Source organism: Microbacterium sp. MMO-113 (genome assembly GCF_037148555.1).
Lineage (GTDB): Bacteria > Actinomycetota > Actinomycetes > Actinomycetales > Microbacteriaceae > Microbacterium.
In genome coordinates, this window is record NZ_JBBCTD010000004.1 from 403,711 (window position 1) to 427,681 (window position 23,971).

The 23,971-nt window shown below is 70.7% G+C and carries 26 protein-coding genes; 11 read left to right on the forward strand and 15 right to left on the reverse strand.

Translation table 11 applies throughout. From position 1 onward, the window contains the following. The first annotated feature begins 66 nt into the window (after positions 1-66). On the forward strand, positions 67-1,536 hold the full coding sequence (gene cycA / locus WFJ36_RS15645; protein ID WP_442927876.1) for a D-serine/D-alanine/glycine transporter: 1,470 nt from the start codon (positions 67-69) through the stop codon (positions 1,534-1,536). A gap of 3 nt (positions 1,537-1,539) precedes the next feature. Here the strand turns inward: cycA and WFJ36_RS15650 are convergent, their stop codons facing one another. From WFJ36_RS15650 to WFJ36_RS15660, 3 genes are all read right to left on the reverse strand, one after another. Continuing rightward, entirely contained in the window at positions 1,540-1,992 is a 453-nt protein-coding gene (locus WFJ36_RS15650) for a DUF2871 domain-containing protein (protein WP_025102774.1), read from the reverse strand. Positions 1,993-2,070: 78 nt separating this feature from the next. Continuing rightward, complete coding sequence (locus tag WFJ36_RS15655) at positions 2,071-2,694, reverse strand: response regulator (protein WP_071329377.1); 624 nt, start codon at positions 2,692-2,694, stop codon at positions 2,071-2,073. Continuing rightward, positions 2,691-3,935, reverse strand: a complete 1,245-nt coding sequence (locus tag WFJ36_RS15660; RefSeq protein WP_292786751.1) for a sensor histidine kinase — start codon at positions 3,933-3,935, stop codon at positions 2,691-2,693. Before WFJ36_RS15660 ends, WFJ36_RS15655 begins: the two co-directional genes overlap by 4 nt. A 133-nt stretch (positions 3,936-4,068) precedes the next feature. Between WFJ36_RS15660 and WFJ36_RS15665 the strand changes: the two genes are divergently transcribed. From WFJ36_RS15665 to WFJ36_RS15685, 5 genes are all read left to right on the forward strand, one after another. Further along, positions 4,069-4,722, forward strand: a complete 654-nt coding sequence (locus WFJ36_RS15665; protein ID WP_071329378.1) for an IMPACT family protein — start codon at positions 4,069-4,071, stop codon at positions 4,720-4,722. 65 nt (positions 4,723-4,787) lie between these two features. Then, on the forward strand, positions 4,788-5,705 hold the full coding sequence (locus WFJ36_RS15670) for a DnaJ domain-containing protein (RefSeq protein WP_336643667.1): 918 nt from the start codon (positions 4,788-4,790) through the stop codon (positions 5,703-5,705). Between the two features lie 69 nt (positions 5,706-5,774). After that, positions 5,775-6,194 carry a Fur family transcriptional regulator gene (locus WFJ36_RS15675; protein WP_025102779.1) on the forward strand — a complete coding sequence of 140 codons (420 nt, stop codon included), beginning with the start codon at positions 5,775-5,777 and terminating at the stop codon, positions 6,192-6,194. Between the two features lie 64 nt (positions 6,195-6,258). Then, positions 6,259-7,728: a catalase gene (locus WFJ36_RS15680; RefSeq protein WP_071329380.1), complete on the forward strand. Its 1,470-nt coding sequence runs from the start codon at positions 6,259-6,261 to the stop codon at positions 7,726-7,728. A 117-nt stretch (positions 7,729-7,845) separates the two neighbouring features. Continuing rightward, a complete protein-coding gene (locus tag WFJ36_RS15685) occupies positions 7,846-8,646 on the forward strand; it encodes an alpha/beta fold hydrolase (protein WP_083391773.1) in 801 nt (266 codons plus the stop codon). A gap of 88 nt (positions 8,647-8,734) precedes the next feature. Here the strand turns inward: WFJ36_RS15685 and msrA are convergent, their stop codons facing one another. From msrA to WFJ36_RS15735, 10 genes are all read right to left on the reverse strand, one after another. Then, positions 8,735-9,277 carry a peptide-methionine (S)-S-oxide reductase MsrA gene (gene msrA / locus WFJ36_RS15690; protein ID WP_025102782.1) on the reverse strand — a complete coding sequence of 181 codons (543 nt, stop codon included), beginning with the start codon at positions 9,275-9,277 and terminating at the stop codon, positions 8,735-8,737. After that, complete coding sequence (gene msrB / locus WFJ36_RS15695) at positions 9,274-9,741, reverse strand: peptide-methionine (R)-S-oxide reductase MsrB (RefSeq protein ID WP_025102783.1); 468 nt, start codon at positions 9,739-9,741, stop codon at positions 9,274-9,276. The genes msrA and msrB overlap by 4 nt, the downstream gene beginning before the upstream one ends. A 107-nt stretch (positions 9,742-9,848) precedes the next feature. Further along, positions 9,849-10,766, reverse strand: a complete 918-nt coding sequence (locus WFJ36_RS15700; protein ID WP_071329381.1) for a DUF4862 family protein — start codon at positions 10,764-10,766, stop codon at positions 9,849-9,851. After that, on the reverse strand, positions 10,763-11,449 hold the full coding sequence (locus WFJ36_RS15705; RefSeq protein WP_336643668.1) for an N-acetylmannosamine-6-phosphate 2-epimerase: 687 nt from the start codon (positions 11,447-11,449) through the stop codon (positions 10,763-10,765). Before WFJ36_RS15705 ends, WFJ36_RS15700 begins: the two co-directional genes overlap by 4 nt. After that, positions 11,446-12,378 (reverse strand): ROK family protein, encoded by a 933-nt coding sequence (locus WFJ36_RS15710; RefSeq protein WP_336643669.1) that lies wholly within the window; start codon positions 12,376-12,378, stop codon positions 11,446-11,448. The genes WFJ36_RS15705 and WFJ36_RS15710 overlap by 4 nt, the downstream gene beginning before the upstream one ends. Then, complete coding sequence (locus tag WFJ36_RS15715; RefSeq protein WP_336643670.1) at positions 12,378-13,322, reverse strand: dihydrodipicolinate synthase family protein; 945 nt, start codon at positions 13,320-13,322, stop codon at positions 12,378-12,380. The genes WFJ36_RS15710 and WFJ36_RS15715 overlap by 1 nt, the downstream gene beginning before the upstream one ends. Positions 13,323-13,337: 15 nt before the next feature. Continuing rightward, entirely contained in the window at positions 13,338-14,138 is an 801-nt protein-coding gene (locus tag WFJ36_RS15720) for an ABC transporter ATP-binding protein (RefSeq protein ID WP_336643671.1), read from the reverse strand. Beyond that, positions 14,135-16,186 (reverse strand): dipeptide/oligopeptide/nickel ABC transporter permease/ATP-binding protein, encoded by a 2,052-nt coding sequence (locus tag WFJ36_RS15725; RefSeq protein ID WP_336643672.1) that lies wholly within the window; start codon positions 16,184-16,186, stop codon positions 14,135-14,137. The genes WFJ36_RS15720 and WFJ36_RS15725 overlap by 4 nt, the downstream gene beginning before the upstream one ends. Position 16,187: 1 nt before the next feature. After that, the gene (locus WFJ36_RS15730) at positions 16,188-17,144 is read right to left on the reverse strand and encodes an ABC transporter permease (RefSeq protein ID WP_071329387.1); all 957 of its coding nucleotides are present in this window, start codon (positions 17,142-17,144) and stop codon (positions 16,188-16,190) included. A gap of 76 nt (positions 17,145-17,220) precedes the next feature. Then, complete coding sequence (locus WFJ36_RS15735; RefSeq protein WP_071329388.1) at positions 17,221-18,813, reverse strand: ABC transporter substrate-binding protein; 1,593 nt, start codon at positions 18,811-18,813, stop codon at positions 17,221-17,223. Between the two features lie 128 nt (positions 18,814-18,941). On the opposite strand from WFJ36_RS15735, the gene WFJ36_RS15740 reads away from it, so the two are divergent. The 5 genes from WFJ36_RS15740 to WFJ36_RS15760 all read left to right on the forward strand — a co-directional run bounded on the left by WFJ36_RS15740 (position 18,942) and on the right by WFJ36_RS15760 (position 23,309). Continuing rightward, positions 18,942-19,664: a FadR/GntR family transcriptional regulator gene (locus tag WFJ36_RS15740; protein ID WP_060923475.1), complete on the forward strand. Its 723-nt coding sequence runs from the start codon at positions 18,942-18,944 to the stop codon at positions 19,662-19,664. Positions 19,665-19,712: 48 nt separating this feature from the next. Further along, positions 19,713-20,630, forward strand: a complete 918-nt coding sequence (locus WFJ36_RS15745; RefSeq protein ID WP_071329389.1) for a DUF808 domain-containing protein — start codon at positions 19,713-19,715, stop codon at positions 20,628-20,630. Between the two features lie 2 nt (positions 20,631-20,632). Next, positions 20,633-21,160: a GNAT family N-acetyltransferase gene (locus WFJ36_RS15750; RefSeq protein ID WP_143049294.1), complete on the forward strand. Its 528-nt coding sequence runs from the start codon at positions 20,633-20,635 to the stop codon at positions 21,158-21,160. 2 nt (positions 21,161-21,162) lie between these two features. Next, positions 21,163-21,870 (forward strand): nicotinamide riboside transporter PnuC, encoded by a 708-nt coding sequence (gene pnuC / locus WFJ36_RS15755; RefSeq protein WP_336643673.1) that lies wholly within the window; start codon positions 21,163-21,165, stop codon positions 21,868-21,870. Between the two features lie 74 nt (positions 21,871-21,944). Further along, complete coding sequence (locus tag WFJ36_RS15760; RefSeq protein ID WP_336643674.1) at positions 21,945-23,309, forward strand: LLM class flavin-dependent oxidoreductase; 1,365 nt, start codon at positions 21,945-21,947, stop codon at positions 23,307-23,309. 70 nt (positions 23,310-23,379) lie between these two features. On the opposite strand, the gene WFJ36_RS15765 is transcribed toward WFJ36_RS15760, so the two are convergent. Together WFJ36_RS15765 and WFJ36_RS15770 are read right to left on the reverse strand one after the other, a co-directional pair. Further along, positions 23,380-23,556, reverse strand: coding sequence for a hypothetical protein (locus tag WFJ36_RS15765; protein ID WP_177173840.1), 177 nt, complete (start codon positions 23,554-23,556; stop codon positions 23,380-23,382). Between the two features lie 9 nt (positions 23,557-23,565). Beyond that, positions 23,566-23,931 carry a DUF4406 domain-containing protein gene (locus WFJ36_RS15770; RefSeq protein ID WP_292786698.1) on the reverse strand — a complete coding sequence of 122 codons (366 nt, stop codon included), beginning with the start codon at positions 23,929-23,931 and terminating at the stop codon, positions 23,566-23,568. Positions 23,932-23,971 lie beyond the last annotated feature (40 nt).

A 23,971-nucleotide genomic window follows, 5' to 3' on the forward strand; every position in this document is an offset into this window, starting at 1 on the left:
AGCCGTCGATTTCGGACGAGCGGGCCGCGGTGGTTACTCTGCATCAGTCGACGACGACCGGAGGAGATGAGCGTGACGAAGCAAGACACGGGGGCCATCCGCCAGGGGCAGAACGGAGCCGGAGGCGAGGAGCACCTGCGGCGCGCGCTCAGCAACCGGCACATCCAGCTGCTCGCGATCGGCGGCGCGATCGGCACGGGCCTGTTCATGGGCAGCGGCAAGACGATCTCGGTCGCCGGCCCCTCCGTGATCTTCGTCTACATGATCATCGGGTTCATACTGTTCTTCGTCATGCGGGCGATGGGCGAGCTGCTGCTGTCGAACCTCAAGTACAAGTCGTTCAGCGACTTCGCGAGCGACCTGCTCGGCCCGTGGGCAGGCTTCTTCACGGGCTGGACGTACTGGTTCTGCTGGGTGGTCACGGGCGTGGCCGACGTGATCGCGATCGCCGGGTACACCGACGCGCTCATCCCCGGCGTCCCGCTGTGGATCCCGGGCCTCCTCGTGGTCGTGATCCTCCTGGCGCTCAACCTGCCGACCGTCGCCGCCTTCGGGGAGATGGAGTTCTGGTTCGCGCTCATCAAGATCGTCGCGATCGTCGCCCTCATCGTGACCGGCCTGGTGATGATCCTCACCGGGTTCTCCCACGACGCCGGCACCGCGAGCTTCGCGAACCTATGGGAGCACGGCGGCATGTTCCCGCACGGCTTCCTCGGCTTCGTCGCCGGCTTCCAGATCGCGGTGTTCGCGTTCGTCGGCATCGAGCTCGTCGGCACCGCCGCCGCGGAGACCAAGGACCCAAAGCGCAACCTCCCGAAGGCCATCAACGCCATCCCGATCCGGGTCCTGCTGTTCTACGTGGGCGCGCTCATCATCCTCATGTCCGTCACGCCGTGGACCGAGTACGTCGCCGGCGAGAGCCCCTTCATCGCGATGTTCGCCCTCGCCGGACTCGGCATCGCCGCCACCGTCGTCAACCTCGTGGTGCTCACCTCCGCGATGTCCAGCGCGAACTCCGGCATCTACTCCACCTCGCGCATGGTCTTCGGGCTGGCGCAGGACGGCGACGCCCCCCGGCTCTTCGGCCGGCTCTCGAAGCGCCGCGTGCCGCAGAACGCCCTGTTCCTGTCCTGCATCCTGCTGCTGTCCGGCGTCGTGCTGCTCTACGCGGGCAAGGACATCGGCACGGCGTTCGAGATGGTCACCACGGTGTCGGCCGTGTGCTTCATGTTCGTGTGGACGATCTTCCTCTGCAGCTACCTCGTGTACCGGCGCCGTCGTCCGGAGAAGGCGGCGACCTCGGCGTTCAAGATGCCGGGCGGCGTGTTCATGGTGTTCGTGGTGCTCGCGTTCTTCCTGTTCATCCTCTGGGCGCTGACCACCCAGCCGGACACCCTGATCGCCCTGCTGGTGACACCGATCTGGTTCGCGATCCTCATCGTCGCCTGGCTGTTCGTGCGGAAGTCGCCGCACCACCTGGAGCGCCACGCCGCGCACATCGCGTACCTGCGCGACGACACGATCCCGGCCGACTGAGCGTCAGGCGACCGACTCGAGGGTCGCGGGCCGTGCGGCCGCGACCTTCGGGGCGAAGACGCGGGGGCGGAGCGCGAGGAACAGCAGCACCATGCCGGCGGCGAGCAGCATGTGCCCCACGCCCGCGATGCCGGCGATCATCTTCGTCGACTCCTGGCCGAGCACCGTGAGGCAGCCGTGCCAGACGAGCATCGCCGAGGTCAGCACGAGCCCGGCGGTGTAGGTCCAGAAGAACCAGCCGAACAGCCGGCTCTCGGAGAGCGCAAACGCCTTCTCCAGGAGCATCACCACGAGGAAGACGACGAAGCCCAGCACGAGCAGATGCGTGTGCACGAGTCCGAGCTGCGTCGGCGCCCCCTCGGGGAAGCCGTTGATCTTGGTGAACTCGCGGTAGAAGAGTCCGGAGGCGACGCCCACCAGCATGGAGGCGAACGCGGCGGTGAAGAGCCTGCGCATGGGAGTCCTTTCTGTCTGCCTCCAGCCTCGCCGGGGAGCCGTCGCCGCGGATCCATCGAATGGTTGAGACCGCGGGCGTCAGAGCAGACCGGACTCCCTGGCGATCGCGACCGCCTTCGCGCGGCTGTCGGCCCCGAGCTTCTCGAAGACGTGCACGAGGTGGGTCTTCACCGTCGCCTCCGTGACGAACAGCGCCTTCGCGATCTCCCGGTTCGAGGCCCCGGTGTCGAGCAGCCGCAGCACGTCGAGCTCGCGCCCCGTGAGCTGCACCCGCGGGGCGCGGAGGGCGCGGCCGACGCGCGCCGTGAGCTCCGGCGTCAGCGCCTGCCCGCCCGACGCGGCCTGCCGAACGGCCCGGACGATGTCCTCCGGATCGATGTCCTTGAGCAGATACCCCGCCGCCCCCGCCTCGATCGCGCCGAGGATCTGGGCGTCGCGGTCGAATGTCGTGAGGATGAGCACCGCCGGCGCCGGGTCGAGCGCCCGGAGCGCCGCCGTCGTCTGCACGCCGTCCATGCCCGCCCCCAGCCGCAGATCGCAGAGGACGACGTCGGGACGGAGGTGCCGGGCAAGCATGACCGCCTCCTCCCCCGACGCGGCCTCGCCCACGACCTCGGCGTCATCGCGGCGGTCGAACAGCGAGCGCACACCGGCGCGCACGATGGGATGGTCGTCGACGAGCAGGATCCGCACGGGGGTCACGACCGGCCTCCGAGGGGCAGGTGGGCGGACAGCGCGGTGCCGTCGCCCGGGGCGCTCTCCACGTCGAGACCGCCGCCGAGCTCACGCAGCCGAGCGCGCATCGCCCGCAGACCGTAGCCGCCGCCGGGCCCCGTCGACTCCAGCCGCGACGGGTCGAAGCCGCGACCGTCGTCGACCACGTCCAGCCGCACCGCGTCGCCGGCGTCCGCGAGCGTCACCACGACACGAGTGGCGCCGGCATGGCTGCGCACGTTGGCGAGCGCGGACTGGGCCGTCCGCAGCAGGGCGACCTCGGCGTCGAGGCCGAGCGCCGGCAGATCCTCGTCGGCATGGAAGGTGGCCGCGATCCCGGTCTCGGCGGTCAGGCGCTCCAGCATCCGGGCGAGGGCGTCGCTCAGCGCGGAGCCGTCCAGCTCGGCGGGCATGAGGTCGTCGACGATGCGTCGGGCGTCGGCGAGCCCTTCCGCGGCGAGCGCCCCGATCTGTCCGAGCGCCCGATCGCGGCCGTCCTCGTGCTCGGCCGCCGACCGCGCCAGCAGGACGATGGACGACAGGCTCTGGGCGACCGTGTCGTGGATGTCGCGCGACACCCGGGTGCGCTCGGCGGCGGCGCCGGACTCCCGCTGGGTCCGGGCGAGCTCGTCCTGGAGGGCCGCCATCTCCTGCTGCGTCGCGACGAGGGATGCGATCAGTCGCCGCCGCTCCCGCCCGTCGCGGACGAGCTCCAGGTAGCCGCGGGAGATCCCGAGGGCGAAGATGCCGCCCACCAGCGGCCCGATCACGTTCGCGTAGGTGGTCGTCCCGGTGTGCAGCAGCGGCGCGACGATCACGACGGCGAGGATGAGGATGCTGAGCAGCACGGCCCATCGCCGTCGCAGCAGGAAGCCGGCGAGCAGCCACAGCGAGAACGCGAGCCAGACGAACTCCGGCGACAAGGCCACCGCCCCCAGCCAGATGGCCGTGAGCCCCAGCAGCCAGCCGGCGGCGAGCGCCCGGTCGTGCGTACGGGAGGAGAGCAGGAGTCCGCCGCCGTACCAGCCGAGGAAGGCGAGGGCGGTCGCGAGCAGCCACGGCACCGGGACCCCGTCGGCGAGGGAGCGGACGACGCCGACGACGGTGAGCACGACGGTGATGACGGCCTGGCCGATACGGAGCGACGTGACCAGGCGCCCCCAGGAACGCGTGCGTGCTCCCGTCCGCCCTCCGGGGTGGTCGGTCTCGGCGATGTCTCCGGTCGGCATGCTGACATTCTCGTCCGCCAGGCCGCTGCGCGCCTCCATCGTTCGGTCGACCCGGTTCGAATCGCCCGATTGGCGGCATCCGGCCCGGATTCGGGACCAATCGGGCGATTCGAACGGAGGTATCGTGGGGCCGATGTCGACACCGCCCCCGTTCCCCGCGACGATCGCGGCGGCCGTCGACCACGAGCTCGTCATCCGGAAGTCGCGCTTCCTCACGCACGTCGCGCCCGTGTCTTCGGTGGCCGAAGCCGAAGCCGTCATCGCGACGATCCGGAAGCGCGCCTGGGACGCGAACCACAACTGCACCGCGATGGTGACCGGCCTGCACGGGGATCAGGCCCGCTCCTCGGACGACGGCGAGCCCTCCGGCACGGCCGGCGTTCCGATGCTCGAGGTCCTCCGGCGTCGCGGCCTCACGGACGTCGTCGCGGTGGTCACCCGCTACTTCGGCGGGGTGAAGCTCGGGGCGGGCGGCCTCATCCGCGCCTACTCCACGGCGGTGTCCGAGACGCTCGACCGTGCCGCACTCGTCCGTCGCGCGGCGCTCACCCAGGCGACCGTCGAGGTCCCGCACGCCGAGGCCGGCCGCTACGACAACCTGCTCCGTGACTGGGCGGCGTCGCACGGGGCCACGCTCGGCACGCCGGCCTACGGAGCCTCCGCACAGCTGGAGCTGTGGGTGCCCGCTGCCGCGCTTCCGCGTCTGAGCGCCGACCTCGCCGCCGCGTCCGGGGGCGCGGTGGCCCCGGTCGTCGGGATCGAGCGGATCGTCGACGTCGCGGATTGAGGCCTCCCGGCGGTCGCACACCGTCCGACGGATATCCTGGACGCCGCGGTCGCGGAAGGAGAGCGATGTTCGACAGTCCGCTCTCGGCCTCGCCGTACGAGATCCTCGGCGTGGATCCGGCCATCGACGACGTCGAGCTCCGGCGGGCGTATCGGCTGCGGCTGCGGCAGACCCATCCCGACACCGGCGGCGACGCGGCCGTGTTCATCCAGGTCCAGCGCGCGTGGGAGCTCATCGGCACCGCGAAGGACCGCGCCGCGTACGACCGCCGCGCGGGCCTGACCGACGATGGCGGCGAATGGAGCGGCTGGCGTCCGCAGACCGTGCGCACCGACACCCGGCCGCGCGCCCGCTCCTACGGACACCCCGGCGGCTGGCGCCGCGAACGCTACCTCTCCCTGATCCGCGAGTGGGCGGGTCACGGGGTCGAGGTCCCCGATCCGTACGCCCCGGCCCTCGTCCGCGCCGCCCCGCGGGAGCTCCGGCGGCTGCTCGCCGACGCGCTCGCAGAGGAGGCCACGGCCCGCACGGTCTCCGACCTCGGCATGGGCTTCACGGTCTGGCACGACGTCGCCGCAGGACAGACCGCCGAGGACAAGCTCGACCACGTGGTGCTCAGCCCCTCCGGCCTCTACGGCGTCATGTCCGAGGACTTCGGCGGGATCGTGGGATTCCGCCGCGGGGAGATCACCGGCCCGAGCCTCGGCACACGAGCCCCGGTCACGGCGGCTCTCGCCCGGATGCGCGCGGTGGCGAAGGCCGCGAAGGTGAAGTTCGGCGGGGCGATCGTGGTGCTCCCCGACGACGACCTCGCCCAGGCGGTCACCCCGCTCGGCAGCACTCGCGGGGTCCCGGTCGTGGTGGTGCGGCGCAGCGCGCTGGCGATGGTGCTGCGGCAGGGCGTCCCCGGGGCGCGGGCCATCGGCGGCAACGAGCTGTTCGATATCCGCACCCGGCTGCAGCAGACGGTCCGCTTCGTCTGACGGCGGCGACGCGCCCGGCATCCCGGCATGCTCTTTTGAATCACTCAAAACACGTGTAGAGTCGAGCGTATGGAGACGGAACTCGACTCGGCGTTGCGCGACGCCGGGCTGCGTGCGACTGCGGGCCGCGTCGCCGTTCTCGAGGCTCTCGGCTCCATGGCCCATACGGATGCGGAGCGGGTCTACCGCGCTGTGTCCGACGTGCTTCCGACCACGTCGATCCAGTCGGTGCACAACATCCTCGCGGACCTGACGACGGCGGGCCTCATCCGCCGGATCGAACCGGCAGGCTCCGCGGCGCTGTACGAACGGCGCATCGACGACAACCACCACCACGTCGTCTGCACCTCTTGCGGTGCGGTCGGCGATGTGGACTGCGTCGTCGGCGAGGCGCCGTGTCTCACTCCGTCCTCGACGGGGGGCTTCACCGTGCAGACAGCCGAAGTCACCTTCTGGGGCCTCTGCCCCAGCTGCCAGAACGCCGCGTAGGCGCATCCACCGATCCCCTCCCCGAGGGTCCGTTCGGCATGTCCGCGCGGAGAAGGAGAAGACCATGACCAACCCCACCGACGCGGGCCGTCCGGCCACGACGACACAGGCCGGAGCGCCGATCGCGAGCGACGCTCACTCGCTGACGGTGGGCCCCGACGGCCCCACCGTGCTGCACGACCACTACCTGGTGGAGAAGATCGCCTCCTTCAATCGCGAGCGGGTGCCGGAGCGCAATCCGCACGCCAAGGGCGGCGGCGCGTTCGGCGAGTTCGTCGTCACCGAGGACGTCTCGAAGTACACCAGGGCGGCCGTGTTCCAGCCGGGCGCGACCTCCGAGACGCTCATCCGCTTCTCCTCCGTCGCCGGCGAGCAGGGCTCCCCCGACACCTGGCGCGACGTGCGCGGGTTCTCGCTGCGCTTCTACACGACCGAGGGCAACTTCGACATCGTCGGCAACAACACCCCGACGTTCTTCCTCCGCGACGCCATCAAGTTCCCGGACTTCATCCATTCCCAGAAGCGCCTCGGCGACTCCGGCCTGCGCGACGCGGACATGCAGTGGGACTTCTGGACGCTCTCGCCCGAGACCGCCCACCAGGTCACCTATCTGATGGGCGAGCGCGGTCTGCCCCGCAGCTGGCGTCACATGAACGGCTACGGCTCGCACACCTACTCGTGGGTCAACGCCGAGGGCGAGGTGTTCTGGGTCCGGTATCACTTCGTCTCCCACCAGGGTGTCGAGGCGATGAGCCCGGAGGAGGCCGAGCAGCTGGCCGGTTCCGACGCAGACCACTACCGTCGCGACCTGTTCCAGTCGATCGCCGAGGGCGACTTCCCGAAGTGGGACCTCTACGTGCAGATCATGCCGTACGAGGAGGCGAAGGACTACCGCTTCAACCCCTTCGACCTCACCAAGACGATCTCGAAGAAGGACTACCCGCGCATCAAGGTCGGCACGCTGACCCTGAACCGCAACCCGGAGAACTTCTTCGCACAGATCGAGCAGGCCGGCTTCACGCCCGGGAACCAGGTGCCCGGCACGGGCCTCTCGCCCGACAAGATGCTCATGGGCCGGATCTTCGCCTACCCGGACGCCCAGCGGCACCGCATCGGCGCGAACTACAACCAGCTGCCGGTGAACCAGCCGCACGCCGCCGAGACCCGCAACTACCAGCACGAGGGCTCGATGCGGTACCAGTACAACGACGCCGCGCACCGCACCTACCAGCCGAACTCCTTCGGGACTCCCGGTGGCCCCGAGGCCGACCCGGCCAAGGGCATCGAGGTGAACTGGTCGGCGGACGGCGAGCTCACCCGCTCCGCCGCGACGCTGCACGCCGAGGACGACGACTTCGGTCAGGCAGGCACGCTGTACCGCGAGGTCTTCGACGGCCCGCAGCGCGCCCGCTTCCTGGAGGTGCTGACCGGCCAGGGCCGCTCGATCACGGTCGACGCCATCCGCGAGCGCTTCTTCCAGTACTGGACGAACGTGGACGCCGAGCTCGGTGCCGCTCTGCGCGACCGCGTCTGACCCGAGACCCCGGGTTCTCCTCGAAACCCCCTCTCCGCGACACCGCGGGGAGGGGGTTTCGGCGTGTAACCGGGGTCTCGGCGCCAGGGAAGGGAGGAGTGGGGGGAGGATGGTGGGGTGGCTGCTCCCCTCTCCGACCTCACCGAGATGCCCGCCCCGCAGCACGTCTATGCGGCGGACGGCACACGACTGGCGACGTACACGTGGGGGGAGCTCGACGCCCCCGTCGTGGTGACCGTGCACGGCTTCGCCTCGGGCGCGCGCGACAACTGGGTGCTCACCGGCTGGGTGCGCGAGCTGACCAGGGCTGGGTACCGCGTGCTCGCACTCGACCAGCGGGGCCACGGGCAGAGCGACAAGCCGCACGAGTCCGACGCCTACGCCATCCGCAACCTCGTGACCGACGTCGAGACCGTCATGGACACGTACCTCGTCGACGACGCGTTCTACCTCGGCTACTCGCTCGGAGCCCGGGTGGGGTGGGAGGTGGCCCGCGAGCTCCCGCATCGGATCGGCCGGGCGGTCCTGGGCGGTGTCCCCGACGGCATCCCCCTCGCGCGTCTCGACCTCGACCAGGTGCGCGCGTACATCGCGGACGGCACCCCGGTGGAGGACCGCACGACGCAGAACTACATCGCGCTGACCGAGCGGGTGCCCGGGAACGATCTGCGCGCGCTCATCGCCCTGGCCGAGGGACTTCGGGGCTCCGGCACGATCGATCCCGATCCCGCGGACGCCCCGGTCGTGCCGCTGCTGTTCGCGACAGGATCGAAGGACGCGATCATCGAGGGCTCCCGGGCACTGGCGGCCGCGGCTCCCGATGCCCGCTTCGTCGAGCTCCCGAACCGCCACCACTTCAACGCCCCCGGCTCCCGCGACTTCAAGGAGGCCGCGCTCGGTTTCTTCGCCGGGTCCTGAGCGCGCCGAGACCCCGTCTATGCGCCGAGACCCCCTCCTGCATGCGTGTGCAGGAGGGGGTCTCGGCGCGAAAGCGGGGTCTCGGGGATCAGGCGGTGGCGTCCTCGCGCTTCGGCAGGACCCAGCCGGCGCGGGGGAAGTGGCACGTGTAGCCGTTCGGGTACTTGATGAGGTAGTCCTGGTGCTCGGGCTCGGCCTCCCAGAACGGACCGGCGGGCTCGATCGTCGTGACGGCCTTCCCCGGCCACAGCCCGGAGGCGTCGACGTCGGCGATCGTGTCGCGGGCGACCTGCTCCTGCTCGGGGGTGAGCGGGAAGATCGCCGACCGGTAGCTCGACCCGATGTCGTTGCCCTGACGGTTCAGCGTCGACGGGTCGTGGATCTGGAAGAAGAACGCCAGGATGTCGCGATAGGTCGTCGCACTCGGGTCGAAGACGATCTCCACGGCCTCCGCGTGACCGGGGTGGTTGCGGTAGGTCGCGTGGTCGTTCTCCCCGCCGGTGTAGCCCACGCGGGTGTCGATCACGCCGGGCTGGCGGCGGATGAGGTCTTCCATGCCCCAGAAGCAGCCGCCCGCGAGGACGGCCGTCTCGGTCCCGGGAGTGCGGGTGATGGTTCCGGTGTCGGTCATGACTGCTCCTCAGAGGTGTCGGTGGTGAAGAGGGGGCTGTAGCGACCGTACCCCTCCTTCTCGAGATCCTCCGCCGGGATGAAGCGGAGGGCCGCCGAGTTCATGCAGTAGCGGAGGCCGCCCTCGGCGCGGGGCCCGTCGTCGAAGACGTGCCCCAGGTGGCTGTCGGCCCCGGACGACCGCGCCTCGGTGCGGGTCATCCACAGCGTGCGGTCGGTCTTCGTGGTCACGGCGTCGGCGTCGATCGGGCGCGTGAAGCTCGGCCAGCCGGTGCCGCTGTCGTACTTGTCCCGGGAGGAGAACAGCGGCTGCCCGGAGACGACGTCGACGTAGATGCCGTCGTCGTGATTGTTCCAGTAGGCGTTGCGGAAGGGCGGCTCGGTGGCGTCCTGCTGCGTGACCTCGTACTGCAGGTTCGTGAGACCGCTGACGGCCTCGGGGGTCCTGCCGTAGTCGTTCGACATGAGTGGCTCCTTGTCCGACGCCGCTGGCTGCGGCGTCACTGAGGAGAACCAGGGACGAGCCCGTTTTGGTCCCGCGGGGCTGGGAGCGGGCTGAGAGTTTCTCGCGCTCAGCCCGCGTCTCGGACGACGGCGAGGTTCCGTTCCGCGGTGCGGACGATCTCCGCGACCGTGCGATCCTCCGGCCGTCGCGCGACCTTGAGGCCGAGCCAGGGCACGGCGCCCGCGACGCGGAGCCCCGCGCGGACGTGTGCCGCGTCGAGCAGCGAGGCGGACGCGGGATGGGTCTCCGCGATGGGCAGGTGCGCGTCCACCCAGGCGGGGCCGTACGGGCTCTCGACCGGCGCGGCCCCGGAGAACGCGAGCCCGGTCAGCAGCCCCGAGGCCCCGGCGTCGGCGATCTGCGCGGTCACCGCGTCCGCGTCTCGCAGCTCGATCGCCGACCGCCCCCAGTTGAGCCAGAGGCCGACCAGGGAACCGGTGGACCGGATGGCCGCGATCTCGGCAGCGAGCGGGAGGAACCCCTTCTCCGGCGTCTGACCGGGAACGGCGGCGTCGCAGTGCTCGATGACGAGCCGGGCTCCGCTCCAGTCGAACGCCGCGACCTCCTCCAGGGACCGGGCGAGCGCGTCCCCGTCTCCCCTCCCGCGGGGCGCGGTGTGCAGCATCACCACCGCGACCGATGCGGCGCTCTCGGCGGTGAGCCGCGCGACATCGTCCGCCACGCGCCGCAGATCCGCCACCGCCGCAGCTCTCCCGTCCGCCTGCGGTGAGGCGAGGCCGTACGACGAATCCTCCCCGAGCCGCCGCATCACGAACGGCACTGCGGTGACCGCAAGGGGCACGGCCGGCACGTGGTCGAGGAGCCAGGACGGGTCGTGCGGATGCACCGCCCCCATCCACGGCACCTCAAGCCCGGCCACCCCGGGGAGCGCGCAGAGCTCCGGCAGCAGCGCGGCCTCGAGTGCCGGATCCCACCGGGCGTGCGCGGGGGACAGCGGATAGGCGCTGAGGAGCACGGGGGTCACTGACGGGCCTCGGCGAGACTCCGCGCGAACCACGACGTGATGGTGGCCGGATGGGTGATGGCCGTGCCGACGCAGACCGCGGAGGCCCCCGCGGCGATCGCGGCGGCGGCGTGCGCCGGGGTGTGGATGCGGCCCTCTGCGACGACCGGGCGCGTGCAGCGTGCCGCGATGAGGCCGATGAGCTCGAGGTCGGGGCCGTCGCCCTTCGGCCGCTCCCCGGTGTAGCCGGACAGGGTCGTGCCGATGATGTCGGCGCCCGCGGCTTCGGCGGTGATCGCGTCGTCGAGCGAACCACAGTCGGCCATGATGAGCGCGTCGGAATGCGCACGCAGCCCGACGATGGTCTCCGCGAGCGTCCGGCCGTCGGGCCGGGGGCGTCGGGTGCCGTCGATCGCCACGATGTCGGCGCCCGCATCGGCGACGGCCACGGCATGCTCCAGCGTCGGCGTGATGAAGACGTCGGCGTCGCCGTCCTTCCACAGCCCGATGATCGGCACCGGGAGGTCCGCGACCGCGCGGATGTCGTCGATGCCCTGCACGCGGATCCCGGCGGCACCGCCGACGAGGGCGGCGTCGGCGACCTGCGCCATGGTGCGCGGGTCGCGCATCGCCTCCCCGGGGTACGCCTGACAAGAGACGATCAGGCCGCCGTGCAGGCGTTCGAGGATGGGGGTGGATGTCATGGTCGCCTCCAGGCGGATGCCGCCGCTCCTCGCAGCGGCGCGTCGTCGCCGAGGGTTCCCGGCAGGATGGGGGTGTCGTGCAGGGCGTCGATGGCCTCGGCGTGGAAGGCCGCCCGCAGGGAGTCCCACCACAGCTCGCCGATGCGCGGCACGCCGCCGGTGACGACGATCCGCTCCGGATCGAGGAGGGTCGCGGCTCCCGCGAGTGCGCGGCCGACGGCGGCGGAGGAGTCCTGGACGGCGCGGACGGCGAGGGAGTCCCCCGTGCCGGCCGCGGCGGCGACCCCGCGCGCATCGCGCAGCGCCGGGTCACCGCCGAGCGAGAGGTAGTGCCGGTGCAGACCGATGCCGGAGCCGAGCGCTTCGAGGTGTCCGTTCCGGCCGCAAGGGCAGCGGAGGTGCGCGGCGCCCGGGATGGGAAGGTGCGCGAGCTCGCCGGCGACGTGATGGGCACCGCGCACCGGACGGCCGTCGAGGATGACGCCCGCGCCGACCCCGGTGCCGACGGCGACGACGAGGGCGCTCGCGGCTCCCGCGGCGGCCCCGTGCAGGTACTCCCCCGTGGCGTGCGCGTCGACGTCGTTCTGCACGGCGACCGGCGCGTCGGCGGGGAGCAGGTCCGCGAGCGCTTCCCGGATCAGGGCGGCCAGCGGAGTGCCCGGCCAGTCGGCGAAGGTGTCGGTCGCCGACACGATCGTCCCGGTGCGGGCGTCGACCACGCCAGCGGCGCCGACGCCGACCCCGACGAGCGCGGACTCCCCGTCGAGCAGGTCCTCCGCGAGCGCGGCGACCGTCGCCACGACGGCGGCGGGTCCGTCGCTCGCGGGGGTCGGCGCCGCGGTGGTTCGCAGCAGCGCGTCCGCCCGGTCGGCGAGGGCCGCGGCCGTCTTGGTGCCGCCGATGTCGACGGCGAGGACGACCTCGCGCATCAGACGGCGACCGGGAGCAGACCGAGCTCGTCGAGGATGGTGCGGATGCCGGCGACGGCCTCCGCCGTGAGCGGCTCCACCGTGTCGGCCATCGCCGCGTGGTCGATGATGCCGCGCGCGTGCATCGCCGCCTTGAACGCCCCGACGCCGGTGGCGTCGGGGGACAGCCCCTGCGGCTGGAACACGATGTCGAAGAGCCGGTTGATGCGCTCCTGCTCGGCCCGCGCGGTCGCCCAGTCACCGCGCTGCGCGGCCTCCCAGAGCCGCACGTAGCCCGCGGCCTCCACGTTCGCGAGTCCAGGGACGACACCGGCGGCACCGACGAGGGCCATCGCGTCGACGACGACCTCGTGTCCGGTGAGCAGCTGCAGCGGGCGACCGGCAGCCTCGTTCGCCGCGATCAGCCGGCGGAACCCGACGTCGTCGCCGGACGAGTCCTTCACCCCCTGGATCACGCCCTCCCGGCCGAGCTGAACGAGAAGGTCGATGCCGAGCTTGGCGTGCACGCGTACCGGCACGTCGTAGGCCCACAGCGGCACGTCGATCGCGGCGGCGATCGTGCGGAAGTGCGCGGCGACCTCGGCCGGCGAGTTCAACGTGTACAGCGGCGCGGTGGTCACGATCGCCTGCGCGCCCGCGGCGGCGAGTCGGCGGGCCGTCTCGATGATGCGCGGGGCCGTGAGCTCGATCGCCCCGGCGATGACGGGCACGCGTCCATCGTTCGCGGCGACGATCGTCTGCAGCAGCCCGACGCGCTGGTCATCGGTGAAGTAGGCGGTCTCGCCGGTGGAGCCGAGCGCGAACAGTCCGGAGACGCCCTCCCCGATCAGGCGCTCGACGAGGCGGGTGAGCGACGCGTGGTCGATCGTCCCGTCCGGGAGCAGCGGGGTGGCGACCGGCGGGACGACGCCGGAGAACGACAGGGCGGGAGCGGGGGAAGGCATAGGTGTTCCGTCTTTTCAGTGGTGGGGTTCGAGCAGCGAGGGCGCGGCCCCCAGCAGCGTGCGGGTGTAGGGGTCGGCGGGGTCGTCGAAGACCCGGGCGGCGTCGCCGTGCTCGACCACGCGGCCCTTGTTCATCACGGCGATCTCGTCGGAGAGGTAGCGGACCGTCTGGATGTCGTGGGAGATGAAGACCATGCCCAGCCCGAGCTGCTGCTTCAGGTCGGTCAGCAGGTTCAGGATCTGCGCGCGCACCGAGACGTCGAGGGCCGAGGTCGGCTCATCGGCGACGATGACCTGGGGGTCGAGGACGAGGGCTCTGGCGATCGCCACGCGCTGCCGCTGGCCGCCGGAGAGCTGACTGGGCAGCGCCTCCAGCGCCGACGACGGCAGCCCCACGAGCCCGATGAGGTCGCGGACCTTGCGGTCCCGGCTCGCCGGGGAGCCGAGGCGATGCACCTGCAGCGGATCCAGCAGTGCGTCCCGCACGGTCATGCGGGCGTTCAGAGCCGTCGCCGGGTCCTGGAAGACCACGGAGAGGATGCGCCCCAGGCGCTTGCGCACCGCGGGAGTGAAGGAGCGCACGGTCTCCCCGTCGAAGACGACCTGACCGCTCGTGGGCTTCTCGAGGCCGATCAGCACCTTCGCGGAGGTGGACTTGCCCGAGCCGGACTCGCCCACGATGCCCAGCGTCTGTCCGCGGCGGACCGTGAGCGAGACCCCGGCGAGCGCGTCGACGTAGTGCGGGCGGAACAACGACGAGCTGCGGGCCCGGTAGCGGACGTGCACGTCCTGCAGCTGGATGACGGGTTCGCTCATCGTCCTGCTCCGATCGGTTCGACGGGCGCATCGTCGGGATGCGCGGAGTAGTAGTGCTCGGTGCCGTCGATGTGCCGCCGCACGGGTTCCACGCCGGCGTACCGGGCGGGGTCCGCGGAGCGCGGCGCGAAGCGGTCGCCCTGCGGGAAGTCCCGCGGCGAGGGGACGACACCGGACACCTGATGCAGGCGGTCGGAGCCGGCCTCGATCGAGAGCACCGCCCCGAGCAGGCCCTGGGTGTACTCGTGGACGGGCTGCGTGAGCACCTCGCGGGTGGTGCCCTGCTCCACGACCTGGCCCGCGTACATCACCGTGATCCGGTGCGAGAGCTCGGCGACGAGGGCGAGGTCGTGCGAGACGAACACCAGTGCGAACCCGAGCTCCCGCTGCAGCCGCATCAGCAGCTCCACGACCTGCGCCTGCACCGTCACGTCGAGGGCCGTGGTGGGCTCGTCGGCGATCACCAGCCGCGGGTCGCGGGTCAGGGCCATCGCGATGAGCACGCGCTGCCGCTGGCCGCCCGAGAGCTCGTGCGGGTACGAGGCGAGCGTGCGCTTCGGATCGAGACCGACGAGCTCCAGCAGCTCCTCGGCCGTGCGGGTGCCGCCGCGGGACGTGAGCTGCTTCATCTGCGCGCGGATCAGCATCGCGGGGTTCAGCGAGCTCAGCGCGTCCTGGTAGATCATCGCGATGTCGTGGCCGCGCAGCGCGTTGCGCTCCTTCGGCGTCATCCGCAGCAGATCCTTGCCGTCGAACAGGATGCGCCCGCGGATGTCGGCCTTCGGATCGAGCAGCCCCATGATCGCCAGCGAGGTGATGGACTTGCCGCACCCCGACTCCCCCACGAGCGACATGGTCTCGCCGGGGCGCACGGTGAAGCTGACGTGGTCGACCACGTCGACGTCGCCGTGGCGCGGGAAGGAGATGCAGAGGTCCTGCACCTCGAGCAGCGGCGCGGCGTCTCCCGTGTATACCAGGCGATCGGTGCGGGCGCCTTCGCGGGCCCGCAGCTCGGCGAGGCGCTCCGCCAGCGGCACCGTCTCCGCGGTGGGCACGAGGACGTCGGGCACGCCGCTGGGCACCGAGAGGTTGACCGCGGTGTCGACCGTCGGGATGACGTGGGTGTCGTCCGGGGCGGCGGCCTCCTCCAGGTCGTGCGTCGACTCCTCCGTGTTCGCGGCATCGGCGGTGATCTTCCTGGCGCGGGGCGAGACCATGGCGTCGGTCATCCCCTCGGACAGGATGTTGAGGCACAGCACCGTGATCATGATGAGGATGCCGGGGAAGAACGTCGCCCACCAGGCTCCGCTCATGAGCAGGTTGCGGCCCGCGGCGATCACGTTGCCCCAGGACGGCTCGGGGTCGGGCACGCCGGCCTGGAGGAACGACAGCGAGGCCTCGAACACGATCGCGTCGGCGACGAGCACCGTGGCGAAGACGAGCACGGGTGCCATGGCGTTGCGGGCGACGTGCCGCACGATGATCCGCGGGGTCCCTGCGCCCATCACACGGACGGCCGAGACGTAGTCCTCGCCGTACTGGTCGAGGATGTTCGCCCGGACGATGCGCGTGAGCTGCGGCACGTAGAGGAACGCGATCGTGAGCACGAGCACCGGCAGCGACTTGCCGAACACCGCCACGAACACGGCGGCGAGCGCGATGCCGGGGAACGACATGATCACGTCCATGACGCGCATGAGGGTCTCGGAGATCCACTTCGGCGCGGTCGCCGCGATCGTGCCCAGCACGCAGGCGACGGCGAGGGCGACGAGGGTGGCCCCGAGCCCGATCACGAGGGAGTAGCGGGCGCCGTAGACCAGGCGGGAGAAGATGTCGCGACCCTGCCGGTCGGTGCCGAACCAGTGCTCCACACTCGGCGGCTGCACCGGGGAGCCGGAGGCGAGCGGGTCGTACGGCGAGATCAGTGGAGCCAGGATCGCGGCGAGCGCGATGATCGCGAGCACGGCGAGGCAGATGATCGAGCCGAGGGAGAGGCGGCCCCAGCGGAGGCCGGGGACGGAGAGCCGTTCCGTGAGTCTGCGTCGCATGTCACACCGCCCGGATTCGAGGATTGATGAGCACGTACAGGAGGTCGACGATGATGTTGATCACGACGAACGCGAGCGCGACCGCGAGCGTCACGCCCTGCACGAGGTTCGGTTCGTTGTTGGTGACCCCGTTGAGGATGAGGGTGCCCATCCCGGGGATCGCGAAGATGATCTCGATCACCACGGCGCCGCCGAGCAGGTACCCGATGCGGAGACCGAGCACCGTCACGGGGGTGATGAGCGCGTTGCGCAGCACGTTGCGGCCGACGACGATCACCCGCGGGATGCCGGCGCCGAGGGCGGTGCGCACGTAGTCACGATCGAGCTCCTCGACCATCGAGGTGCGCACGACCCGGGAGAGCTGCCCGATCACGGGCACGGCGAGCGCGACCGCGGGAAGGGTCATCCGGGCGAGCCACCCGGACGGGTCGTCGGCGAAGGCCGGCAGCGGGCCCGAGGCCGGCAGCACGCCGAGCGCCAGGGTGAACACCTGGATGAGGAGGATCGCAAGCCAGAACGAGGGCGTGGACAGCGCGGCGACGCCGAAGACGCGGATGACCTGATCGGGCCAGCGGTCGCGGTAGACCGCGGCGAGGACGCCGATCACGAACGCGACGAGGACCGCGATCACCAGACCGAGAAAGGTCAGGGCCAGCGTCACCGGGAAAGCCCGGGCGACCTCGTCGACCACCGGCAGGCTGCGGGCGGAGTAGGTGCCCAGGTCGCCCTGGACGAGGCCGAGCAGGAAGTTCACGTAGCGGACGAACAGCGGGAGGTTCAGTCCGTGGTCTTCGCGGTACGCCTCCAGCGCTTCGGGGGAGGCGGTCTCGCCGAGCGCGGTGCGTGCCGGGTCGACGGGCGAGAACGACATCACGAAGAAGACCAGGAACGTGATGCCGAGGATCATCAGCGGCAACTGCAGCAGTCGCCGGCCGACGAGGCGGAGCGTGTGGGACACGAGCCGCTCCTTCCGGGGGTGGGGTGGCGGGGGCGCGCTCTTCGGGCGAGCGCGCCCCCGCCCTGTCGGGCAGGTGCTACTTCGCGGCCACGCCGACGTCGAGGAACGACAGTCCGGTCGTGGGGACCGGGTGGAAGCCGACCAGCTCCTGCGAGCTCCAGGCGGTGGGCAGCTTGCGGTGGAACAGCGGGTACAGCACGGCCTGGTCGGAGATCAGGTCGTACGCCTGGTTCCAGGACTCCTGCTGCTCCTCGCCCTCCTGGGTGACGGCGGTGTCGAGCAGCGTGCGCAGCTCGGCGTACTCCGGGGAGTCGGCCCAGGCAGTGCGCGTCTGGGTCCAGACGTTCTCGCCGTACCACCAGTTCATGAGCAGGTCGGGGTCCACGCCGAACACCGACGGGTCACCCGGAGCGATGGCGACGGTGTAGTCGCCGGAGTCGACCTTCTCGTACATCGACGCCGACTGGCTGATGTCGAGCGTGGTGTCGATCCCGATCGCGTCGAGGGACTCCTTGATGAGCGGGGCTACCTCCTTCACCCATCCGGTGTCGGTCATGCGCAGCGTGATCGCGAGGTCGGAGACCCCGGCCTCCGCCAGCAGCTCCTCCGCCTTCTCCGGGTCGTACGAGTAGACCGTGGAGGCCTCGTGGTAGTTCGGGTAATCCTCGGGCAGGAACGACGTGGCCGGGGTGGCGTTGCCGAGCATGCCGGTCTCGATGATCTTGTCCATGTCGAGCGCGTAGTGCAGCGCCTGGCGGACGCGGACGTCGTCGAACGGCTCGGCCTTCGTGTTGAACATCATGAAGAGGAGGCCGAACGACTGCACGCTCTCGACCTCGGCCGAGGCGGCCAGTCCGTCGGCGTCGATGTACGGCACGTCCTCGATCGCCTGCACCGTGCCGGTCGACATCGCGGTGACGCGGGCGGAGGCGTCGGCGAGGAGGTTCCAGTTCATGCCCGCGGCGAGCGCGGGACGCGGGCCGTTGTAGTCGACGTACCGCTCGAAGACGATCTTGTCCTCGGGGACGGCGGAGACGAGGGCGTAGGGGCCGGAGCCGATCGGGTTCGCACCGAACTCCTCGGGGTCGGCCTCGACCACGGCCTTCGGCACGATCTTGACGACGCCGAGTCGATCGTCGATGAGGGAGAACGGGTAGTCGGTGGTGATCCGGACGGTGTCCTCGTCGACGGCGGTGACGGTGTCGATGAACTCGACGAACGAGCGGAACAGCGAGTTGTTCGCCGGGTCGAGGACGCGCTCGTAGCTGAAGACCACGTCGTCGGCGGTGACCGGGTCTCCGTTCTGGAACGTCGCGCCTTCGCGGAGGTCGATGTCGTAGGTTGTCTCGTCGACCTGCGTCGGGAAGTCGGCGGCGAGGGCGGGGGCGGGCTCCTGCGTGACGGGGTCGAGGTCGATGAGTCCCTCGAAGATGTGCCAGTTCGCCGAGACCGTGACGGCACCGGAGGCGACCATCGGATCGAAGCTGCCGTTCAGGGTGTACGAGATCCCGGCTTCGATGATGCCGTCGGGGTCGATGTCGCTCGCGGCGGGGCTCTCGGCGGTGCCGGCGGCGCCGCCGCAGCCGGCGAGGGCGAGGGACGCGGCGACCGTGCCGGCGACCGCCATCGCGAGACGACCCGCGCGGCGGCGGGTGCTGTGTCGGTTCATGTGTGCTCCAGGTGGTGGGGGGCGACGCCTTGAGGACATCAGACGTCTGATGTACTCTAAACACACGTTCGACCGGATCACAAGAGTGAGAGGATCGGAGCGTTTCCGGCAGGCAGGAGAGGGACCCTATGAAGTCCACCACGGGGAGGGCGTCGCGGATGCGGCGAGCCACGACGGCGGATCAGATCAAGCAGCTCATCCTCACGCGCGGACTCACCCCTGGCGATCCGCTGCCGACCGAGGCCGAACTCTGCGAAGAGCTCGACGTGTCGCGCTCCTCGGTCCGTGAGGCGATCCGCACGCTCTCCACCCTCGACATCGTCGACGTCCGGCACGGACACGGCACCTACGTGGGCCCGATGTCGCTGGACCCGATGGTCGAGGCGCTCGTCTTCCGCGGTGTGCTCTCCCCCGAGGGCTCGCTGCAGGCCCTGCGCGAGGTCGTCGAGGTGCGCCTCGCGCTCGACCTCTCCATGGCCGAGCGCGTGGTCGAGGCCGCTCAGGCGCAGGCGGACCCGGAGCTCGACGAGCTCGTCGCCGAGATGGTCGACAAGGCCGGCCGCGGCGAGTACTTCCTCGACGAGGACAGGGCGTTCCACACCCGACTCTTCGGCGCCATCGACAACCGCCTGGTCGGCCAGCTCGTCGGAGCGTTCTGGGACGTGCACACCGCCGTGCTCCCGCAGCTCGGCATCGCGCAGCCCGACGACATCCACAAGACCGCCAAGGCGCACGGCGACATGCTGGACGCCGCGCGCTCCGGCGACGTCGAGCGCTACCGCCAGGCCGTCATCGAGCACTATCAGCCGCTGCAGCGGGTGCTGGCGACCGCGGAGGACGTGCGGGCCTGAGCCCGGGAGTCGGTAGTCTGACTTTCCCACCACGGAAAGAGGACCCGCATGTCCGTTGGACTGCTCGCCGTCGTCGACGACATCCTGAGCGCCGCGATGAAGGCGTCGGCGAAGGCCGCCGGAGTCGTCATCGATGACGCCGCCGTGACCCCGCAGTACGTGCAGGGCCTCACCCCGGCCCGCGAGCTCCCCGTGGTGGGCAAGATCGCCCTCGGGTCGCTGGTGAACAAGTTCGTCATCATCATCCCGATCGCGCTGCTGCTCACGGCCTTCGCGCCGTGGGTGCTGCCCTACCTGCTGATCCTCGGCGGCTCGTACCTGTGCTTCGAGGGCGCGGAGAAGGTGCTCGAGTGGTTCGGCGTGCAGCACGGCCACGCCGACGAGGGCGCTCGCGACGAGAGGAGACTCGTGCTCGGCGCCGTCCGCACCGACCTCATCCTCTCGACCGAGATCATGCTCATCTCCCTCGCCAGCCTCGACAAGGGACTCGGCATCTGGTCCACTCTCGCGATCCTCGCCGTGATCGCGCTGGTCATGACCGTCGCGGTGTACGGGGCCGTGGCGCTCCTGGTGAAGATCGACGACATCGGCCTGAAGATGGCGAAGAACCCGGCCCAGCGCGTCCGGCACACCGGCACCCGCATCGTCCGCTCGATGCCCGCGGTCTTCCGCTTCATCAGCGTGCTCGGCACCGTCGCCATGCTCTGGGTGGGCGGGCACCTCGTCCTCATCAACCTCGGCGAGGTCGGGCTGCACGCCCCGGCCGACGTTCTCCATGCGGTCGAGCACGCGCTGGAGCCTCTCGGCGGCTTCGTGGTGTGGGTGGTCGACACGATCATCTCCGCGATCGCCGGTCTCGTCTGGGGCCTCGTGATCGTCGGCGTCGTCCTCGGCATCGCGAAGCTCTTCGGCAGGAAGCCGAGCTTCCACGAGGGCGAGGCCTCTCCCGCCGACATCCACGTCTGACGATGACCGCCGTGCACCTCAGGCCCGCCGAGAGCGCCGACCTCGACACGATCACCGAGATCCACAACCACGCCGTCCTGCACACGACCGCGATCTGGAACGAGGAGGCCGTGGATCGCGCCGACCGGGAGGCGTGGCTCGCCGACCGGACCGCGCGCGGCTGTCCCGTCATCGTCGCCGCCGACGAGAGCGGCGTCCTGGGCTATGCGTCCTACGCCCAGTGGCGCCCGCACAGCGGCTACCGCCTCACCGTGGAGCACTCCGTCTACGTGCGCGGCGATCAGCGCGGACGCGGCATCGGCATGCTCCTCATGACGGAGCTCATCGCCCGGGCCAGGGCAGCCGGGATGCACGTGATGATCGGCGGCGTGGAGAGCGGCAACACCGCCTCCCTCGCCCTCCACGACCGCCTCGGATTCCGGGAGGTGGGCCGCATGCCCCAGGTCGGCGCGAAGTTCGGCCGGTGGCTCGACCTCAGCATGCTGCAGCTCGTGCTCGACGAGCGTCCCACCCCCGACGCGGCGCTCTAGCGATGGGTTTCCTGCAGTGGCTCGTCGACGCCTTCTCCTCGTCCTGGGTGCTTCCGGGTGGGCAGACCCTCCTGGTGCGTGAGGTCGTCGGTAACGCGTTCGGACTCGCGAGCGCCCTCGGGGGCATGCGGCGCAAGGTCTGGGCGTGGCCGGTCGGCATCGTCGGAAACCTCCTGCTGCTCACGGTGTTCCTCGGCTCCGCACTGAGCCCCGACCCGTCGCTCCCGCATCTGCTCGGTCAGGCCGGGCGGCAGATCATGTTCATCGCCGTCGCGATCTACGGGTGGATGCGCTGGCGGAATGCCGACGGCGGTCGCATCGTGCCGCGGTGGGCGCCGACCGGTGCCCGCATCGGTCTGGTCGTGGTCCTCGTCGTCGGAACCGTGGCGCTCACCCCCCTGTTCCGCGCCCTCGGTTCGTGGGAACCGGTCTGGGCGGACGCCTGGACCTTCGTCGGGTCACTGCTGGCGACGTACGGCATGGCGAAGGGCTGGACCGAGTTCTGGCTCATCTGGATCGCCGTGGACGTGGTGGGGGTGCCGCTGCTGTTCAGCTCCGGCTACTACGCGACCGGCCTCATGTACGTGTTCTACGGCGTGTTCACCGCGGTCGGGTTCGTGATCTGGTGGCGAGCGCAGCGACAAGCGGCGCGCCCGATCGAGATCCTCCCTCCCGACCCGAGTCCCCGCCGTCCGGACGACGAGGCCTGAGCCGCACCACGGATTGTTTCGGTGCGTGTCGAGCCCGCTCGCCCCGGCACCGTCCGGTCCCGTTTCATGGGGACATGACCCGGCAGATCCGCTTCAACGCCTTCGACATGAACTGCGTCGCCCACCAGTCGTCCGGCCTGTGGCGGCATCCGGACGACCGCTCGCGGCAGTACAACACCCTGTCGTACTGGACCGACCTGGCGAAGCTGCTGGAGAGCGCGACCTTCGACGGGATCTTCATCGCCGACGTCCTGGGCACCTACGACGTCTACGGCGGTACGAACGAGGCCGCCATCCGCAACGGCGCCCAGGTCCCGGTGAACGATCCGATCCTCCTGGTCAGCGCGATGGCCGCGGTGACCGAGCACCTCGGCTTCGGCGTCACGGCCGGCACCGCGTTCGAGCACCCCTATCCGTTCGCTCGACGACTCAGCACGCTCGACCACCTCACCCAGGGCCGCGTCGGCTGGAACGTGGTGACCGGGTATCTGCCCAGCGCCGCGCGCAACATGGGCCAGGACGACCAGCTCGCCCACGACGACCGCTACGACCACGCGGACGAGTACGTCGAGGTGCTCTATAAGCTCTGGGAGGGCTCGTGGGAGGACGACGCGGTGGTGGAGGACCGCGAGCGCGGCATCTTCACCGACCCGTCGAAGGTGCATCCGATCCGGCACGAGGGGAAGCACTTCTCCGTGCCCGGCATCCACATCTCCGAACCGTCGCCGCAGCGGACTCCCGTGATCTACCAGGCCGGCGCGAGCCCGCGCGGGGTGCGGTTCGCGGCCGAGAACGCCGAGGCCATCTTCGTCGCGGCCCCCTCGAAGGAAGTGCTCGCCGGCACCGTGAAGCGCATCCGCGATGCTCTCGAGGCCGCGGGCCGTGATCGGCACGACGCCCGCATCTACACGCTGCTGACGGTCATCACGGCGGCGACGAGCGAGGAGGCGGCCGCGAAGCACGCCGAATACCTCTCCTACGCGAGCCCGGAGGGGGCGCTCACCTTCATGTCGGGGTGGATGGGCGTCGATCTCTCGCAGTACGCCGAGGACGAGCCGGTCGGGAACGTCGAGTCGAACGCGATCCAGTCCGTGTTGCAGCATCTGAAGGAGGAGGCCGACCTCGGGCGCGAGTGGACGGTGGGCGACTTCGGTCGCCACAACGCGATCGGCGGCCTCGGGCCCACGATCGTCGGCTCCGGGGTCGAGATCGCCGACGAGCTGCAGTCCTGGGTCGAGGAGACCGACATCGACGGCTTCAACCTCGCCTACGCGGTCACTCCCGGCACGTGGCAGGACGTCATCGAGCACGTCATCCCGGTGCTGCGCGAGCGGGGCGCCTACCCCGAGGAATATGTGCCCGGCACGCTCCGTCACAAGCTGCACGGCCGCGGCGACCGGGTCCAGCCCACGCATCGCGCCGCCCAGTACCGCCTCTGACCCCGTTCGAGTCGCCCACTTTGCTGCAAAACCGGCCGTTATGCCGCAAAGTGAGCGATTCGAAGGCGGGTCAGTCGGCGTCGCGGCTGAAGATCCCTCGCAGCACGAGGAAGACCACCACGGCGACGACCGCGACGATGGCGAGCTTGGCGATGAACCAGAGCACCGAGAACAGCGCGCTGACGATCCACCACGCGATCACGACGGCGAGGATGACGCCGAGGACAGTCCAGATGTTCTTGGTCATGCCTCCAGCCTACGGAGTCGCGGCGACCGGGATCTCCTCCAGCGACCGGTACACGGGCAGCCCGAGCTCGTGGGCGATCTCGACGTCCTGGTCCGCGCCCGACGACTCCCCCGGCAGGCGGAGCACCGCATCGCAGTGCGTGAGCAGTCGGCGGGCGGTCTCGTACATGACGTCGCCCTCGCCGGAGTCGGCCGGCTCGAGCGTGCGCAGGACCGGCAAGGCGACCCACTCCCCGATCATCGGCACGTGGCCGAGGCGGAAGATCGGACCGGACGCCTCCTCCAGGCGCGCGAGATTGCGGGCGATCAGGGCAGGGTCGCCGTTCGTGCCCGAACGGTAGGGGCCGGCGATCAGGATCAGGAGTGGCTTCATCATGGGGATGACTGTAGTCTGAATCGTGCATAAACGTGCAACT